Raw genomic sequence first — 19500 nt, forward strand, 5'->3', positions numbered from 1 at the left:
TCGTCTAGATTACGATTCTGTATTATGAATCTACATTACCACTATTGATTACGGCTCTTCATCACGACCCTTTATTGCTTCTCTTCAATACGACTCATCATTACTTCCCTTTATTACAAGATGCGCCTAAAGCGTAAACAACAGTATTGGGGGTCAGTTAAGTATCACTAATTGGATTCCTATTTAAGCGTGTTAGCAGTACGATGGTTTACGGTTGCTTTTTCATGGAGGATTTATGATTTATACCACGACTGAAACCATTCCTGGTCGGGACATTATCGAGATTGTCGGTGTTGTAACCGGTAATGTGGTTCAATCTAAACATATTGGTCGAGACATTATGGCCGGCTTAAAAAGCATTGTTGGTGGCGAAATCCGCGGTTACACCGAAATGTTATCTGATGCCAGAGATGTCGCAGTTGAGCGTTTAGTTGCCAGTGCGGCACAAAAAGGGGCTGATGCAATTGTGGGGATCCGCTTTACGACAAGTGCCATTATGGATGGCTCGTCTGAAATTATGGCTTTTGGTACTGCGGTTAAATTAGGGCCAAGCAGATAAATACGCCTGAAACTAAACGGGTATTAATAGTATTTGCGTACAACAAATGCTTAAGTCGATTTTTATATCCTTGATGTTAGGCGAGTTTATCGCCGAAATTCTTCTATTGATCAAACATAACTAGTATGACCAAACACAACTAGTATGACCAAACATAACGAATAGGTGATTTTATGATTAAAAATATTTCTTTAGCCGTTGCCGTCTTGTTGGCTTCTGCTCATGCTTATGCGGTAGAAAGCCTTATCACTGTTGAAAGCCATTACTCGGCCAAAGAAACGGCAGATAGGTTTGAGTCGATCATAAAAGACAAAGGTTTTACGGTTTTTTCGAGGATTGATCATCAAAAAAATGCCGCCGGTGTGAACTTAACTCTGAGACCAACTGAAGTGATTATTTTCGGTAACCCTAACATCGGTACTCAATTAATGCAGTGTAACCAACTTGTCGCGATTGACTTGCCACAAAAGGTATTGATTAGCGAGGATGCTGATAACAAGGTTTGGCTGTCGTATAACAATCCGCAGTACATTAAACAGCGTCATAGTATTGCAGGCTGCGATAAGGTTATTAATAAAATCTCTGGTGTCCTCAATACATTAAGCCTTGCTGCAACATCTAAGTAGTTATTTCGCAGCTAGTCGTTTGAGCTAGTCGTTTGGCCTAGTCGTTTGAGCAAGGCTATTGGCGCGAACATTTTGAACGAGTAAATTGAACGAATATATTGAACGAATATATTGAGTGATCATTTATAGCCACCAGCTTATTAATTCAGAGCGAGTATACGAGGAATAAGCAAAGCATGGCGATGATCACTCAGCCATTGTGTTTTATCGAATGACGATTCTTATCGCAACACAGAGTAAACAAATCGAATCACATCAGCAGTGGCACAACTTCAAGATGGTATTTATCAATATTTTATATCTATATTTTACATCTATCTTTTTCACAAGAATTTACACAAGAATTTACCAGAAAAGTTATATAAAACAATCGATTTAGAGGTTTTTAATGAATAGTGAAGTGGTATTAATCAGCGGTGCGAATAGAGGTATTGGTTTAGCGTTAACAGAGCAATATCTTGTCAACGGTTGCAGCGTCATAGCAACCTGTAGAGATGGCGCAACAGCGACTGAGCTTTTGTCGTTGAAGGCTCAGTTTGCTGACAAATTATTGATTGAGTCAATGGATATCACGAGCTCTGAATCAATCCAGCGCTTAGCGAATAATCTCAGCCAACAAAATATTAGTCTCGATTTAATTGTTAATAATGCGGGCTTTTTAGATCGAGATAATCACAGTATTCACGCTATTGATTATGCTAACGCTGAAATGTGTTTTAAAGTGAACGCGCTCGGGCCATTATTTTTAACACACTGCTTATTAGAACTATTGAATAAAAATCGTTTATGCAAAATAGCGATTATCTCTTCTTCTAAGGGATCACTATCACAAGTACAAGGTGTCGACTGGTATGGTTACCGAATGTCTAAAGCCGCAGCCAATATGTTAACTGTGAATTTATCGACTGAACTGGTTAATGATAACGTCGCGGTGGTATCTGTTCATCCTGGTTGGGTGCAAACGGATATGGGCGGCAGCTCTGCAAAGGTAAAGGTTAATGATTCCGCCCTTGGGATTATAAAAGTGATCAACAATTTATCGATTCACAATACCGGTCAGTTTTATGATGTTAACGGTGAGCAACTGCCGTTCTAATCAGCGCATCAATCCGTACAACAAACTACCGACCGCTTTATTGGTAATTCATTGGTCAGATTTGGGCTACTGTTAGTGCGTAAAGATGGTGAATATGATGTTTTTTTATTAAGCAATTAGCCAACAAATTGACCGATATACTATTAAATACTCGATAATGTGGAATGATGTTTGTGCGTGGCTTGCCTTAAAGATTGAAATAGGTAAGATGTTGTTTTAATGTCTTTATCGTTGATATTATTATGATGTCTGAGTGTTAACCCACACAGTGTGGCAACATCGATTAAGTCGACAGTTAATCAAATTAAAATTGATACAATTAAGATGAGTTTTATCTTTTCCTGCCGCATAGCGGCTAAGCTCAACAAACCCTTAATGTTGATTTGCAACGCGCTGCATTGGTAATGTTTTTAGTCATTACCATGCAAGGTAGAATCCTAAGTTCGTTACGGCATAGCTTAAGCGAGCGTTATATTAAATGAGGTTGCTACAATGGAAACAAAGCCAATAATTTATGACAGATTTACTTGTAATAAATGTTTTGATAAAAGCAGCCTTGATTTTGATTTCACCATGGCTTTTCAGCCAATTATTAACTGTAAGACCAATAGCATATTTGGCTATGAAGCATTGGTACGTGGCTTACAGAATGAATCGGCCTTTTCGATCATTTCTCAAGTCAACGATGATAATCGTTACCTCTTTGATCAACTTTGCCGCGTTAAAGCCATCGCACTGGCGGCGAAACTAAAGCTAGATTCAATGCTTAGCATTAACTTTCTCCCAAATGCCATTTATAAACCTGAGCGCTGTATTCGCACAACCTTAGAAGCCGCTAAAGAATATAACTTCCCAACCAACAGAATCATGTTTGAATTTACAGAAAATGAGAACATTAGCGATACTGCATTTGTTAAGAGTATCGTTGAGTATTATAAGCAATCAGGATTTATCACCGCACTAGACGATTTTGGTTCTGGCTATGCCGGTTTGGGACTGTTGGCTGATTTTCAAACCAACATTATCAAATTTGATATGAAGCTTGTTCGTAATATCGACCAAGATAAAACCCGACAAGCTATTATAAAAAACTGCTTAAACTTGTTTACTGAACTTAACATTACCTCTTTGGCTGAAGGCGTAGAGACAATAGAAGAAATGCAATGGTTACGCGATTGTGGCATTGAGCTGATGCAGGGTTATTTATTTGCTAAACCTGGTTTTGAATCCCTCCCGCTAGTTGATTTTGACGAGATATACCGCAGCGAAAGTCAGATTAAGACTCAACCTACTCTGAGCTTAAATGACGGTGCGGGTATATAAGCTTAAGGTCGATACTCATCATTACCTCAATGCACATTATTATTTATGCCATTGAGTGTATTCAACACGAGTATGGCGCCAGTGTTCAAAGGCAATAGGGTTAGATGTTTCGTGCATAGGTTGAATGGCTTGTGGAATTTCTTAGTTAACAGTCTGTGACATGACCGGCATCGAAATAGCGGTAAAGATTATCGCAACTATGGTTAATCTTATTTTCATGCTGCTGCCCAATATTTATTGAGCCTAAATATTTCTACACTGCGTCATTAATGCGCCTATGCTATAGGCGTAATACTCTTTGTAACAACAAAAACGCACTATCACCATGGTTTAATGGTTAAAAAGCAGTTCATACATCTGTGCCTAAGCAAAATTTAGACGATAAAGCGTGCCTCTTTTTTGTAAAAATCAGAGAGATCACAGACCGTTTTCATTTGTATTTGAGGGGCACATTGTCAACTTTCGGTTTGCTTTGCATGATAATGTTTATTGTCACCATGATAACCAGCAAATAATTTGTTAATTATGTTCAAAAAATTTTGGAAGTTAATTGTTAAACCCTCTATTGATAACATTTTATTATTAAAAGGATAAGTTTTAATAATTTATTGTTTAGCCTTGTTCACTGTATATTACGTCTATCGAACATCATTCATCATTCATACGCACGCCTTATAGTGTAATTTATCCGATTGTTTATTCGGTTGTTTATTCGGGAATGGGCACGTTCGCTGATGCGTTTAAAAGATGTCGCTTAAAGAGAGAGTTATGAAATTTTTACACACTATGTTGAGAGTCATTGACCTAGAAAAATCAATTGAGTTTTATACCCATATGCTAGGCATGAAAGTGCTAGAAAGAACCGAAAACAAAGACTATCGCTACACCTTAGTTTTTGTGGGTTATGGCACTCAAGCAGACAGCACCACGATTGAATTAACCTATAACTGGGACACCAATGAGTATGACCATGGTAATGCTTTTGGTCATATTGCGCTGGGTGTAGAGGATATTTATAGTGCCTGTAATGACATTAAAGCACGCGGTGGCAACGTCACCCGTGAACCAGGACCGGTAAAAGGTGGTTCAACCCACATCGCCTTTATCGTCGATCCTGATGGATACCAAATTGAGCTCATCCAAATTAGCAAGTAAAGAGGAATACAGAATGAACAATGCACTATTTCAACCAATACAGCTCGGTAAACTCTCTTTAAACAATCGTATTGTGATGCCACCAATGACACGCTCACGCTCAACCCAACCGGGTAATGTGGCTAATGAGATGATGGCTGAATATTATGCTCAGCGAGCATCCGCGGGTCTTATTATTACAGAAGGCACCCAAATATCAGTCATGGGCCAAGGCTACGCATGGACGCCAGGTATTTATTCTGCAGAACAAATTGCCGGATGGCAGAAGGTCACCAAAGCGGTTCATGCACAAAATGGCACTATCTTCGCTCAGCTTTGGCACGTTGGTCGAGTGTCTCACCCTGATAATATCGGTGGTCAACAACCTATTTCGTCTTCTGCACTAAAAGCCCAAAATGTAAAAGTGTTTGTGGATAATGGTACTGACGAACCTGGTTTTGTTGACGTGGTTGTGGCTCGTGAAATGTCTAAAGCTGACATTGAACATGTGATTGGCGAATATCGTCAAGCAGCGTTAAATGCGATTGAAGCCGGTTTTGATGGCGTAGAACTGCATGCTGCTAACGGTTATTTAATTAACCAGTTTATCGATTCTGAAGCGAATAATCGTATCGACGAATATGGTGGTAGTATCGAAAACCGCCTGCGCTTCCTGGGTGAAGTGGTTGGTGCAATGACGCAAGCCATTGGCGCTGATCGTGTTGGTGTTCGTCTTGCGCCATTCACATCGCTAAATGGTACTGTTGATGCAACGCCGATAGACACCTACATTGCCGCGGCTGCATTACTTAATAGCCTCAATGTGGTCTATATCCATGTGGCTGAAGTTGATTGGGATGATGCCCCAGAGACACCAACAGTATTTAAAGATACGGTTCGCGACGTTTATAAAGGTGTGCTTATTTATGCGGGACGTTACAACGGCGAAAATGGATCTCAGGCCATTGATGCTGGTGTAGCGGATATGATTGGTTTTGGCCGACCATTTGTCTCCAATCCAGATCTGGTAAACCGTATTAAGCATAACTATCCATTAGCCTCTCACAACCCAGAGACATTATTTGGTGGTGGTGAACGCGGGTATACTGATTACCCCGAATACAGCCCAAGCTAATAGTAATCACACTGTTTAGTTGAGTTAATATGTGAGCGATTCTGACGTAAGGTAGGATCGCTTTATACGTATACATCATTTATTTATCACGACATATCTTTTGGTTTTCTCGTATCATTGCGACTTGCCAAGAGCCTTGCCCCTTTTCCCATCCCTCAGCTGGAACAAACGGTTTGATGAAACAAGAAGCGTTGCGCGGCAAAATATCCTTATTACTGGCCACAATGCTTGCGGCTGTGGGATGGATATCCTCCAAACTTGTTATTTTAGAGATGCCTGGAGAGGTGTTTATTGCTGCTCGCTTCTTAATCGCGAGTCTGATTTTATTGCCTTTTTGTTATAAGCAGATTTATGCACTCAGGCCTAAGCAAATTGCCGCGCTTGGTGGCGTTGGCATGGTATTAGCCGCTTCGATTGAAGTATGGGTTCACGCGATTACCATCTCTAGTACTTTGTCTGAAGGTGCTTTTATCATGAGCCTGGCGATGATTATTGCTCCATTTATCTCTTGGCTATTATTCAAAGTTAAACCCAACCGCATGTTTTGGATATCGCTGCCTATTACTTGTATAGGCATTATGTTATTGACCATCACAACTGGCTGGGAAGTTGATAACAGCCAGTGGTTTTTCTTATTATCATCGGCACTGCTGTCATTGCATTTTGTATTGAATAAGCGGGTCTTGACCAATATAAAACCGTTAACATCCATCTGCGTACAATTATTCATGGTGGGCATTGTGGGTTGCGTGATTATGGCTGCGGTTTCACCTGAACATTTTGAGATAAATGGTCATGTGCTATTTTGGTTTGCGGTATCAACGGTTATCGCAACCAGTGTGCGTTATTTACTTCAAACTGTCGGTCAATTTAGCGTTAAAATTGAAACCGCTTCGCTGATCATGATTTTAGAACCCATTTGGACATTAATATTGTCTATCAGCTTTCTTGATGAGGTAGTTGAAATGCAAAAGCTCATTGGTGGCGGGGTTATTTTATTGTCACTGTTTATTTACATCAAATATTCTAAAAAATAGCGCGTAAAAAGCTTTATTTACAATATCTATAACATCACAACATCTGCAACATCTGCAACATCTACAACGCTGAGTATATCGATGTAGTAATAACCTATTTTTCGGTTTGTTAACCACGGCGTTGTATTCGCTACGCAAATGCATACGGTGGGAGGTACACAACGCCTTATACACTGAGGTGTAACCCAATTGCTGAGACTAAGCTGAGATGAGTCTATAAACGCTACTGAAAGGTCATGATGACGAGTAATAGACACATGTAAAGACTTTGTATTGATGTGATTGATGCTAAAACACAGTGAAGTTAATGATTAATCCCAGTGTTGAACTGAGATTAATCATGCCGTGCGGACTAAACATGTAGAGCGATAGAGAGCGATTTCAGATGAATTAGCTAAAGTTTTCGTGGTAAGCAATCATAAAGTCTTCTCTTATTAACTGCTCTAAATGTATGGCGCGTTCGGTGGGGCAAAAAATCATGATATGCACATTTTGCTCGCCGTTGATGCCGCTGGTGATATGAATATGCGGTTCGCTGCCAGGTAAATCGACACCAGCATGTTTTTCTATCACACCGTTGTAACGCTTAGCCACTTCGATAAAGTCTTCACAGTGCTGTTCTATTTGACGGGTTAACCCAGGAAACAGTGTATAGAGATTAACAAACTGGACCACGGTAATGGTTATGTTGTGGTAAACATAACGTTTCATAAAGTTGAGGTTTTTCACCGCATAGGTAAAAAACATACTGTTAGGTAATGTCGCGGTTTTACCGGTGTAATGATATTGACCTTGATCAAGATCGATCTCTTGGATAACGGTGGCCATTAAGTTATGTTCAATCACTTCGCCATATATTTTCCCTACTTCAATCCAATCACCAATCACAAATGAACGTGAACTCGCGCGTTGTATTGAGCCGGTAAAGCAAAGAATGATTTCTTTTGATGCTATCACTATGGCAATGGCAATGGCGGTAACAGACAGTGCAAACTTGCTAACTTCGGATTGCCAAAGCATGAACAAAATAACCAGTATTAAAATGAAGGTGCCATTTTTAGTGCGTGACATCCATTTGCGTTGCACATCAGAAAGAAAAGCGACGTCGCCACGAATACTTGAAATGATAAAACGTTTTATCACTGAGATAAGCATTATTATTAACACCGTTAATAATAATTTGTGTTCGAGAAAAAAATCGACGATCAAAGCTATATTATCTATCAAACTTGTTACCTACGTTGTTTTTGTTTCCACACTCATGTGCTGAATTACGGACATTCCGGCCGTCACTCTATTGGCAATAGCAGCAGAAGACAAGGTAATTAGGCCATAACAGTATGAGGTCTAACCTGGTGCAGCAGTAAAAACTTAGTCAACGTCGGTAAATTAGCCCCTTCATAAACACGAAAAAACCATTAATGTAGCTGACATTAATGGTTTTATCCGTATCTAGATTCGCAATATTGAAGTGAATATTGAAGTGAATATTTTAGCTGGTGATCATTTTAGTTAGTTTGGTAGTAAATAACGGTTGGTGTTATCGCTATAACATCATCATATCGATACCCCAAAGCATTTGGCTGCCCTTTTACTGGCTTAACATCTGAGTTGTCGCTTAGCTTAACTCCCCAATGATTATTACTGATACCATCGAAAATAATATTTATTACGCCGTCACTTTCTTTAACCATCGCGGCAATGTGGTGCTTGGCCATAATGTCTCTTACCTTAGCTGAGCGTGATGAGCACAAATCACACGCTTCTATATTGGTGACATTTTTAAAATATGTGGCATCGGCTGAAGGTACAAACCCAGCTACCGCTGACGGTTGATATTGAATAATACCTGCGGGGGTGAAAAATGCGTTATTGACTCTAAATACATTATCATCTGAGCGCTGAACAATAGTGATATCGACGTTGTCCTTAAAAAAACGACTGATTACGTCTTGCTCTATCAGCAATATGTTGATGGCCTTAACCCTTTGGTCTCGACATGATTTTTCATTGCACAGCACTCTATTGGGCAAACTGGTGACAAATTGGGGATCGGCTTTAAATATCGCGTGACTCATTACACCTAAATTGAAGTTAGCAAAATCATTTTTATCCTCTGCAGAGGTAAATTTTGTTGGATGCACATCAAGCACACCATACGGTGAGGCTAACCCAGGCAATATTTCTGCAATGCCATTTTTGGGTAATAAACCCCGTAAATGATTAATTGTTGCACGGTACTCTTTATCAGAGTCTGCAGTGAGGAAGTTTGGTAAGTTGTTTGCGCTGGCAACTGTCGGCACGAGCAATGAGCATAACAAAAATAGATAAGTGGCTCTCATGGGTGAGTAACATCCTTTTAATGTCATTGTTAACGTCATAGTTAATGTCATAGTTAATGTCATAGTTAATGTCATTGATGTTTAAGTAAAACACATCGTTGTTGTCATAATGTTATAAAAACAAGCAAAGTTAAAGCCGTGTCTAATCAAATTGTGAGTTTATCTTATGGATAAATTAGCATTTTTTGTCCATTTTACTTCGCTGTACGTTGTCATTATTAGCATTCTTTAATCAATGGTACCTGCTCTGTATTCGGCAAACGGATGACTAGTTCACTCATAATAAGCAGAACCGTTATTAGCCGTTTAACCGTGACGTTATCCTGTGGCGGAGATGGCTAGTGATAAGTATCCAACGAGCATCCGCTCCGCACACAACTAGATTGAACAAGATTTAACTCGCCAACATCAGCAAGTCTATAAATAATAACGTCAATAAAATGGTGATCTGCGACAATTTGTCCGATTTCATTTTTGTTAACTTGATCAACATCATGTATTCGACGATATAGCCCTACATATGCTAAGGAAATATCTTACAAGTTGATTTACATCAAAGACCATTTTTGGCTGAGTTTTAATATTGATACCGATGGATTGCAACTAATTATTAGCCACTGAGCTAACTTAAGCAGAAGGTATCAACATGGACACACATGCAGCCCTTTATAAACAGGGTCAAGACCGCCTTGATTATTTACGCCAATTTGCCCAACGTCAGCCCGTGTCACTACAACAAAAAATGGCCAACATTGGGATATCTCGTCGAGACTTCATTAAGTGGACCGCGTCGGTCACTGCAATGTTTGCCTTGCCCCTACCCTTTAGTAATCTGGTTGCCGAAGCGGCTGAATTAGCCGACCGAGTACCGCTAATTTGGTTACATTTAGCCGAATGTACTGGCTGTTCTGAGTCATTAATTCGTACCGACACGCCCAACCTCGACACATTGATTTTCGATCATATCTCGCTTGAATATCACGAAACCTTAATGGCAGCCTCTGGCTGGCAAGCAGAAGAGAACCTAGAAAACGCTCTTGAAACCTACAAAGGTCGGTATTTGCTGGCCGTTGAAGGTGCGGTCCCTACCGCCAATAACGGCACCTTTTTAACCGTGGGTTGTAAAGGTCATACGGGTTTACACATTGTTAAGGAAGCAGCGGAAAATGCTGCCGCGATTATCTCCGTTGGTACTTGCGCTGCTTTTGGTGGTGTACAAGCAGCTGCACCTAACCCGACTGGGGCAAAAGGTGTTTACGAAGTGGTCGATAAACCTGTGATTAACTTAGGCGGTTGCCCTCCGAGCGAAAAGAACATTGTTGGCACGCTAATGTATTTCATTATGTTCGGTAAGTTACCTGCACTGGATATGTTTAATCGTCCTAAATGGGCTTACGGCGCACGGGTACATGATAACTGTGAACGTCGTGGGCGCTTTGATGCTGGTGAGTTTGTTGAAGAATTTGGTGATGAAGGTGCTAAAGAAGGTTACTGCCTTTATAAAGTCGGCTGTAAAGGCCCATATACCTACAACAACTGCCCTACTGAGCGTTTTAACCATCACACCAGCTGGCCGGTGTTAGCGGGTCATGGCTGTATGGGTTGCTCTGAGCCGAATTTTTGGGATGACATGGCGGACTTTGAAAAACCGCTAGGACGCCAACTTTTACATGGAATAGATGCCACCGCAGACACCATTGGTGCGGTCATTTTAGGCGCTACCGTTGTTGGTATTGGCGCCCATGCAGTTGCTAGCGTATTTGCTAAGCCTTTGGAGGAATAATCATGAGTAAACGTGTCGTTATCGACCCTATCACCCGTATCGAAGGCCATTTACGTGTCGAAGTTGAAGTGGATGACAATAATGTCATTACCAAGGCTTGGTCTTCGTCGACCTTATGGCGAGGTATTGAGGTTATTTTAAAAGGCCGGACTCCAATGGATGTGGGCTTAATTGTGCAGCGTATTTGTGGCGTATGTACCTATTCGCATTATCGTTGCGGCACTGAGGCCGTTGAAAATGCCCTTGGGGTTAAGATCCCACTTAATGCTAAATACCTGCGCAGCATAATGCAGTCATCACTCTACATGCATGATCATATTGTGCATTTTTATCATCTACATGGTTTGGATTGGGTGGATGTGGTATCAGCATTAAGTGCCGACCCAGCCTTAGCGGCTAAAGTGGCAATGAATTACTCTGATGCACCGATTGCTGCCGGTGAAGGTGAATTAAAAGCGGTACAGGCACGCGTAAAAGGCTTGGTCGAAACCGGAAAACTGGGTCCATTTGCCAATGCCTATTGGGGTAATGGTACTTATCGTTTTACCCCTGAGCAAAACCTCATTGCGTTATCGCATTATTTAAAAGCACTTGAAGTACAACGTGTGGCAGCTGAAATGTTAGCTATTTTTGGCGGCAAATCGCCACATCCACAGTCTATTGTTGTGGGCGGCATAACCTCAGTACGAGACATGTTAAGCCCTGCCCGTTTACAAGAATGGAAACAAAAGCACGCTATCGTGCAAGACTTTATTGAGCGAGCTTACCAAGCCGATATTGTGATGGCAGCAGAAGCATTTGGTACAGAAGCCAGTGTACTTGGCGGCGTAAATGTTAACAGTTTCTTGTGCGGTGAAGATTTTATTACAACCGATGGCGAGTACTTATTTAACCAAGGGGTCATTTTAAACGGTGATTTAGCCAATGTATTGGATATCGACCCGAGCTTGATTAAAGAAGATGTGACTCACGCCTGGTATAAAGCTGATGGTCCGCAACATCCATATCAAGGAACCACCATTCCTGATTACACCGGGTTTATTGAGCGCGACACTGTGTATGGCAAATTACCCACCATTAATGGCGATGGTAAATACTCGTGGGTTAAGTCTCCGCGTTACCAAGATGAAGCGATTGAAGTAGGCCCACTAGCGTGTTTGTTGGTTAACTATGCCCGTGGCAATCAAGTTGTGGTCAATGCGGTTGATGGTTTGTTAGCTCGCACTGGTTTGCCTCTTGAAGCATTGTTTACCACTTTAGGCCGTACTGCTGCACGTATGTTGCAAACGGTGTTGGTTGGCCAGGCCAGTTTGCAAACCTTTGATGCTTTACTGGTGAATATACAGTCGGATCAGTCTACTTACGTTAAACCTGAAATAGACCCAGACCGTGTTTACGAAGGTTATTCGATGATTGAAGCCCCTCGCGGCATGTTAAGTCATTGGATCCGCATTAAAGATGCCAAAGTCGAAAACTACCAAGCTGTGGTTCCTACTACCTGGAACGCAGGCCCTGTGGATGCTAACGGTAAAATGGGCCCATACGAAGCTTCGTTGATTGGTTTGAAACTTGAAGACCCAACTAAGCCGTTAGAAGTCATTCGCATTATTCATTCCTTTGATCCTTGTATGGCGTGTTCCGTTCACGTGATGGATTACAAGAAACACACCCTAGGTCAATTTAAAATTGATCCAAATGGGTTTTAATCAGAGGTAATGGAGTAGGAGGGATAAAAGTATGGAACATATTGCAACCCATAATCGGCAGCTGATATTTACTCCAGCGATTCGAATATTTCACTGGTTACGCGCTCTGGCCATTTTGGTATTAGTGATCACCGGATTTTATATCTCGTGGCCATTTTTAGTGGCACCTGCCAGCACTGATGTATTGGTACAAGGTTGGATCCGCTTTGCCCACATCATTTTTGGATTTTTGTTAACCAGTATTACCTTAGTGCGTTTTTACTTGTTTTTCTTTAGTCGGATTAACAATGAAAGACGATCATTTAAAGATGTGCTATCGCCTCGAAGCTGGATATCGCAAATAAAATCCTATTTTTGGATGGGCAGTTTAGACAAAGCCGGCGTTTACGGACCATTACAGTTTATGACCTATGTGGCCATTTCGTTTGTCGCCTTGATTATGTGTATCACCGGTTTAGTGCTGTACGCCAATGTGTATCATTTAGGTATTGGCGGAATGCTCGGTGATGTATCGGCATGGATAACCGGCCTCTGTGGTGGTTTAGCGCCACTGCGGATTTATCATCATTACTTAACATGGGCCTTCATCATCTTTGTGGTGATCCATATGTATATGGCGGTGTGGTCTGGTATTCGCTTTAAACATAATTCAGTCGATTCTATTGTGTCTGGTTATGACTATCACAAAGTACATAAATAGGATGAATGAATAATTGTGAAAAAAATATTGCTGTTAGGTATAGGCAATGTATTGTACGCCGATGAAGGAGTCGGCGTACATTTTGTCAATTATATCAAAGACAAATACCAATTCAGCCACCAAACTGACAGCATAGATATTGTCGACGGTGGCACCCTAGCTCAAGGCCTTATTCCGATGATAAGCCAGTACGACCATTTGATTGTGGTCGATACGGTTAATAGTGTTGGTGTGGAGCCCGGTGAAGTGTACTTTTTTGATTTTGATCACGCCCCTGCTGAAATTGATTGGCAAGGCAGTGCTCATGAAGTGGAAATGCTGCAAACACTCAACATGATGGACATTGTGGGTGATAGACCTCACACGTTTGTATTAGGCGTTACCCCGACCGTGATTGAGCCAATGACTTTGGGGCTTACACCACATTTACATGCCGCCATTCCGCTAATGGAACATGCTCTGTTAACCCATTTGACCGACTTAGGGTTTAGCCAGCAGATTGTGGCTGATATTACTATTGATGAGGTGATTCCTGACGCCTATAAGCGAGGTTGCTATGTCGATGCATAACATTCGATTTGATTTTGTATGCCAACGCCATGTGCCCTTATATGAGCACTTGTGTAATCAATACCTGGAGCGCAACGAATTTAATATCAGTATTGGTGCTGAATCCGAGCCTCAAACCAGTAAAATACGTTACTTTATTGAGGCCTTTGCTACCCAAGCGCAACTTGAAGCGTTAGCCGATGAGATTGCCAGTGATTTTTTGTTATCCGTTTGGTTACTTGACACTCACATTCAGCGGATTGAGCAACACAGCGGACAGCGAAAACCATTTAAGATTAAACCGCTTTATTCTGGTTTACCGCTGTATTTTTGTCAGCATTGCCAACCACAATTTGGCGATAATCAACATTCCTCTTTTGGTGATATTAATCTGCAATGTCATCATTGTATGGGACATGAAAAACTCAGTCGCGATGAAAAATCGTTAACTCAGGCCGACATCACAGCGATGGCAAACCGCCTACTAAGCCATAAGTCTCTACCCTTACCTATTCTTGGGATCACGTTGTGGTTAACCCCACCCGCGGCCATATTCTCCTCAACCATACAATCCTCAACCATACTCCCCTCAACAATATCGCAAAATGCAGATGATCAACGCATAAACTCATCACAGACCAATGCGCCTATAACCGCAATAACCACAACAATAAAATATCAACGGCCGCGAATATTAGTCTGTAATCCCAATTCTTTAAATAGCCATTTTATTGTTAATGACAGCCAAGTGTTGGCATTATCTAGCATCGAAAAACCGTTACTAAGAGTACGACCAAGTAGTGATCACCCCAGTTTATTAGCGCCACTGTATGAAATTCAATTTGCTGAAAATCGTTTGTTAGTGATACTCACGGAAGTGTTACGCCAAAAAGGCATTAATTGGTTGCATGTCACTCATGATATTGACCAGCATACTAGCCAAGAAGCCTTGCTCAATAAGCCGCTGCGTTTGGCCAGTGTTAATCAACAATGGTTACCCATTACCACCCTAGGTAATGGCACCATACCGTTACCCACTAACGTAACCTGTTTGCATGATGAGCATCATTACCAAGATGATCTGCATACGTTTACGGTTCAAAGTTCTACAACTGACATTAATTGGCGAGTGAGTGACAACGGTGCTAAATCTTCTAATTCACAGTCAGCTTCACCGTTAGCTGTACCAGCTGTTTTAGCAAGCTCTTTAGCAGATGATTCGAGCACGATCACTAACGATATTACTACCAGCTTATGTGCGTTAAATGCCGCGGTACTGCGCTGTGACCCCAATAAAAATCATCATAAAGCACAATTTGTTAAGCATGCTGCGGTATTGTATTTCAGCCAACAAAATACTTGCCAAATTGTCACCCTCGACAGCCAAAGTAAGCCTGAGTTATTTTTCCAATTACCGACGTTGCCGACAACAGGTTATGAGATTTGTCATAGTTTGTCTGAGTCTCCTCAAAAAAGCCTGTTAGATAAGTTTAAACAATTATTTCCCGCCGAATATAATCAATTATTGGACCTGCACATTCAAGCCAACGATGGTGCATTGTCTCAGCTAATGGCTGTTGCTACCCTGATTATTGGTGCCTATCCAGTAGAAACCGCTCAACGTGTGACGGTAACCGAACTTGCCGATAAATTTATTGCTTTAGCGATGGCGCATCATGGCAACAATGCACCACGCATTGACTTTCCACTCACCAAAGGTGCCGCACATCGTAGCCTTAATTGGTGTAAAACATTGGGCTCGTTAATGAGTTTCAAGTTGGCAGGCGAGACTAACTTAGCAAAACTTGCGTTTGCATTTCATGACTCGTTTGCCGACTACTTAAGCCATTGGGTTGAACATTTAGATCAAAATATTGGCGTAAAACAATTAGTGATTGCAGGAAGCGAATTTGCTAATCCGGTGTTAACTGATCGGGTGCAATTACGCATTGGTAAAAACTTTCCGCTGCTGGTTAATCCATTACTGGATTTAGATGGCGTTAATATCGCAATTGGTGGGCTATATCTCAAACAAAGACGTGGATAAAAGGTATCTTAAGGTATATCAGTTATTGCTTATCCTTGTATGAGATTGAGTCCTTATGAAACCATTACAGCAAGTTACCATTATTGTTAAAGGTATTGTACAAGGGGTTGGTTTTCGCCCCTTTGTGTTTCGTTTGGCACATCAGTTAACTTTACTCGGTAGTGTGCTGAATAATCACCTTGGGGTGACGATTGTTTTACAGGGTAATAGCGAACAGATTGAACAGTTTATCGATACATTAGCTAAATCTCCTCCGCCATTAGCGCGAATTGATGCCATTGAGGTTACTCATCAAACTCAATTAAGTTTGTTTGACAAATTTAGTATTATTGAAAGCCATGCCTCATCTGACGAGCATGCAAATGTGGCTATTTCGGCCGACATGAGTATTTGCCGAGATTGTCTTAACGACATTAATGACCCTCAAAACCGCCACTATCAATATCCGTTTACTAATTGCACCAATTGCGGTCCGCGCTATACCATTATTAACGCCCTGCCTTATGACCGATGCAACACCGCCATGGCTGATTTTGAGATGTGCGAAGATTGCCACGCCGCTTATACCAACCCAATGAATCGACGCTACCATGCCCAACCTGTCAGTTGCCCACATTGTGGCCCACAGTTAACCTTTAGCGTTATCAATGCTCGTGCTGAATGTCTTTATGATTCATCGATGTTAATAGCATTAGAGCAAGCCGTTGAAATGATAAACCGTGGTGGCATCATCGCCATTAAAGGTTTAGGCGGTTTTCATTTGGTGTGTGATGCCACCAATAACGATGCGGTTGCAGCCCTGCGCGAACGTAAACAACGCCTCGCCAAGCCATTAGCGATAATGGTGACCAACTTAGCCCAAGCAAAATTATGTGTCAGCGGTACTGAAACGGAATGGCAAGTGTTAACCAGCCCTGAGAAGCCGATTACCTTGATGACCAAACGTGTTGTTAGTAATGATAACAGTGATAATGGTAAAGATGATGGATCAAATAATGGGCCGATCATACTGAGTCCATTACTAGCGCCAGGTATTGATCGCCTTGGAGTATTTTTACCCTACACACCATTACATCATTTATTGATGCAGCGATTACACAAACCCATTGTAGCGACTAGCGCCAATCGCAGCGGTGAACCCATTATTAGTAATCAGGCTGACATTGAACAGTATTTAAGCCATGTAGTTGATGGGATACTCGACCATAATCGGCCGATTATTAATGCTTGTGATGACAGTGTGGTACAAGTGATTGACGGGCAACTGCAAGTGATTCGATTGGCTCGCGGTTATGCGCCGCTAACCATTAATTTGCATACACCAATGCTATCAAACAGCCAAAACAGCGTGTTGGCTGTTGGCGCACAACAAAAAAACACGGTCGCATTTGGTTTTGCCGATAATTTGATTGTATCACCGCACATTGGTGATTTATTCAGCCTTGAAGCAGAGCAATATTTTAGCCGAAGCTTAGCGACGTTTAAGCGTTTGTATGACTTCATCCCGAGTCATATTGTGCATGATAATCACCCGCAATATGCGCCGACACAATGGGCGGAAAATTACCAATCGGAACATCACCTTTTGCCATCTCATTGTATTGGCATACAACACCACTTCGCCCATGTTTTGTCGGTTATGGCGATGCACCAACGCACTGAGCAAGTATTAGGATTCAGTTTTGATGGCACAGGCTTAGGTGATGACGGTGCATTATGGGGCAGCGAAGTGATGCTGGCTGATGTTAACGGTTTTACCACGGTGGCCCACTTTAGTTGCTTTAAGCTCATTGGCGGTGAACAAGCCATTAAACACCCGATTAGAATTCTGCTGGCATTATTGTTTGAACAGATGCCGCTTGAACAAGTACTTTTACTCCCGATTGCCGCTATAGCCGATTTGGGCAGCAAAACTGTCACTAATTTGTATCAGCTGTGGCGTAACAATAGCCATTGTATTGAATGTCGTTCCGTTGGACGTTTATTTGATGCTCTTGCGGTGGCGTTAGGCTTTATTGGTAGCTCGCAGTACGAAGGCCAAGCGGGAATGATGATTGAAACGGCAGCCAATGCCTATAATTGCAAGTCAAATATTGAACCTTTACCTGTAACACTCAACACCATAAGCGACACTGACTCACAACCGATTCAATGGCACAGTAGCGACTTTATCACTCAATTAGTTAACTGTGCAGTGGAAAGCTCACATAACCCTTTAATTAACCAACAAATATGTTGGCATTTTATCAATGCGATTAGCCAGCAATTGGATAGAATTGGGCAGCAATATCCCCAGTTACCGCAGGTATTTTGTGGTGGTGTATTTCAAAACAAAACCTTACTAAGCCAGTGCATTTATGATTGTAAACGTGGCCAACGGCAAGTTTTGCCCAGTGGCCATATTCCCATTAATGACGGTGGTATTGCATTAGGTCAATTGTGGTATGCCATACATCACATGGCGTAGACTTAGGTGTATCAAATACTAATGACAATTTAACCACTGTAAGTAACGTGAATAGATTAATTTTTATCATAATCCGGCTCGCAGCCGGTATCGCTGACGCTGCAATGCTACATCAATGTTGACCTTTAGATAATTGTGGTTTTGGTCACATAATTAACGCAATAACACTGTTGTTCACAGTGTTTATTGCAAAAACTGATGTGTATCAAAGAATCCTTAATCCACTTAACCGACACTAGTTAATAAGAATAACAACAAGGTTAAGGAACATAACATGTGTAAAGATTGCGGCTGTTCAATTACCCATGATCATGACCATACTCTTCATAGTAATCCTCAGCTTAACGATAAAAAGACCTTAGCGGTTATCAATAAAATATTGGATAAAAATGATGTCGAAGCACAACATAATCGTGATCATTTTGCGGCTCATCAGGTCAGCGCCTTTAATCTAATGAGTAGTCCTGGCAGCGGTAAAACCAGTCTTTTAGAATGTTTACATGAATACCTTGATGCTCGCTATGCCGTGATCGAAGGCGACCTTGAAACCTCACGCGATGCCGACCGTTTAATTGCCAAGGGTATCAACGCCTATCAAATTCAAACTGGCTCTGCCTGTCACCTCGATGCATTTATGGTTCACGGTGCACTGCATCACATTAATTTAGATGATGTTGATATTTGCTTCGTTGAGAACGTCGGTAATCTTGTGTGTCCTGCCAGTTATGATGTTGGCACCCATAAAAATATTGTGTTGTTATCAGTGCCTGAAGGTGACGATAAAATTGAGAAGTATCCGGTGATGTTCCGCCGAGCTGACTTAGTGGTTATCACCAAATCTGACCTACTTCCTTACTTTGACTTTAGTATTGACGAAGCCAAAGCACAGTTAAGTAAATTAAACCCAGATGTGGAATTACTCGTTGTATCAGTGAAAAATCCTGATTCGATGAAAGTATTAGCAACGTGGTTTGATGAACATAAGGAATATTAGCT

The 19500-nt window shown here is 41.4% G+C and carries 16 protein-coding genes; 14 read left to right on the forward strand and 2 right to left on the reverse strand.

The window, feature by feature from the left end; genetic code table 11:
- Positions 1-235: 235 nt before the first annotated feature.
- The 7 genes from H5125_RS02770 to H5125_RS02800 all read left to right on the forward strand — a co-directional run bounded on the left by H5125_RS02770 (position 236) and on the right by H5125_RS02800 (position 6910).
- Positions 236-559, forward strand: coding sequence for a heavy metal-binding domain-containing protein (locus H5125_RS02770; protein ID WP_101087111.1), 324 nt, complete (start codon positions 236-238; stop codon positions 557-559).
- Positions 560-732: 173 nt separating this feature from the next.
- Positions 733-1185, forward strand: a complete 453-nt coding sequence (locus H5125_RS02775) for a DUF302 domain-containing protein (protein WP_162023202.1) — start codon at positions 733-735, stop codon at positions 1183-1185.
- Positions 1186-1573: 388 nt separating this feature from the next.
- Positions 1574-2281 carry an SDR family oxidoreductase gene (locus tag H5125_RS02780; protein WP_182743489.1) on the forward strand — a complete coding sequence of 236 codons (708 nt, stop codon included), beginning with the start codon at positions 1574-1576 and terminating at the stop codon, positions 2279-2281.
- 492 nt (positions 2282-2773) lie between these two features.
- Positions 2774-3604 carry an EAL domain-containing protein gene (locus H5125_RS02785; RefSeq protein ID WP_182743490.1) on the forward strand — a complete coding sequence of 277 codons (831 nt, stop codon included), beginning with the start codon at positions 2774-2776 and terminating at the stop codon, positions 3602-3604.
- Positions 3605-4372: 768 nt separating this feature from the next.
- Positions 4373-4759 carry a lactoylglutathione lyase gene (gene gloA, locus H5125_RS02790; protein ID WP_182743491.1) on the forward strand — a complete coding sequence of 129 codons (387 nt, stop codon included), beginning with the start codon at positions 4373-4375 and terminating at the stop codon, positions 4757-4759.
- 13 nt (positions 4760-4772) lie between these two features.
- Positions 4773-5873 carry an alkene reductase gene (locus tag H5125_RS02795; protein WP_101087106.1) on the forward strand — a complete coding sequence of 367 codons (1101 nt, stop codon included), beginning with the start codon at positions 4773-4775 and terminating at the stop codon, positions 5871-5873.
- Positions 5874-6049: 176 nt separating this feature from the next.
- A complete protein-coding gene (locus H5125_RS02800) occupies positions 6050-6910 on the forward strand; it encodes a DMT family transporter (protein WP_182743492.1) in 861 nt (286 codons plus the stop codon).
- A gap of 390 nt (positions 6911-7300) precedes the next feature.
- Here the strand turns inward: H5125_RS02800 and H5125_RS02805 are convergent, their stop codons facing one another.
- A complete protein-coding gene (locus tag H5125_RS02805; protein WP_409085805.1) occupies positions 7301-8065 on the reverse strand; it encodes a mechanosensitive ion channel domain-containing protein in 765 nt (254 codons plus the stop codon).
- A gap of 353 nt (positions 8066-8418) precedes the next feature.
- Positions 8419-9252, reverse strand: a complete 834-nt coding sequence (locus H5125_RS02810) for a hypothetical protein (protein WP_182743493.1) — start codon at positions 9250-9252, stop codon at positions 8419-8421.
- Positions 9253-9898: 646 nt separating this feature from the next.
- Between H5125_RS02810 and hyaA the strand changes: the two genes are divergently transcribed.
- The 7 genes from hyaA (at position 9899) to hypB (ending at position 19498) form a co-directional block, all read left to right on the forward strand.
- Complete coding sequence (gene hyaA, locus H5125_RS02815) at positions 9899-11035, forward strand: nickel-dependent hydrogenase small subunit (RefSeq protein WP_101087103.1); 1137 nt, start codon at positions 9899-9901, stop codon at positions 11033-11035.
- Between the two features lie 2 nt (positions 11036-11037).
- The gene (hyaB, locus tag H5125_RS02820) at positions 11038-12741 is read left to right on the forward strand and encodes a nickel-dependent hydrogenase large subunit (protein WP_182743494.1); all 1704 of its coding nucleotides are present in this window, start codon (positions 11038-11040) and stop codon (positions 12739-12741) included.
- A 31-nt stretch (positions 12742-12772) separates the two neighbouring features.
- Positions 12773-13441 (forward strand): Ni/Fe-hydrogenase, b-type cytochrome subunit, encoded by a 669-nt coding sequence (cybH, locus tag H5125_RS02825; protein ID WP_101087101.1) that lies wholly within the window; start codon positions 12773-12775, stop codon positions 13439-13441.
- Between the two features lie 15 nt (positions 13442-13456).
- Positions 13457-14011, forward strand: coding sequence for a HyaD/HybD family hydrogenase maturation endopeptidase (locus H5125_RS02830; protein WP_101087100.1), 555 nt, complete (start codon positions 13457-13459; stop codon positions 14009-14011).
- Positions 13998-16037: a NiFe hydrogenase gene (locus tag H5125_RS02835; protein ID WP_182743495.1), complete on the forward strand. Its 2040-nt coding sequence runs from the start codon at positions 13998-14000 to the stop codon at positions 16035-16037. Before H5125_RS02830 ends, H5125_RS02835 begins: the two co-directional genes overlap by 14 nt.
- A gap of 55 nt (positions 16038-16092) precedes the next feature.
- Positions 16093-18504 carry a carbamoyltransferase HypF gene (hypF, locus tag H5125_RS02840; RefSeq protein ID WP_182743496.1) on the forward strand — a complete coding sequence of 804 codons (2412 nt, stop codon included), beginning with the start codon at positions 16093-16095 and terminating at the stop codon, positions 18502-18504.
- 274 nt (positions 18505-18778) lie between these two features.
- A complete protein-coding gene (gene hypB, locus H5125_RS02845; protein ID WP_182743497.1) occupies positions 18779-19498 on the forward strand; it encodes a hydrogenase nickel incorporation protein HypB in 720 nt (239 codons plus the stop codon).
- Positions 19499-19500 lie beyond the last annotated feature (2 nt).

It is taken from the genome of Shewanella sp. SR44-4, from assembly GCF_014163715.1.
Classification (GTDB): Bacteria; Pseudomonadota; Gammaproteobacteria; order Enterobacterales; family Shewanellaceae; genus Shewanella.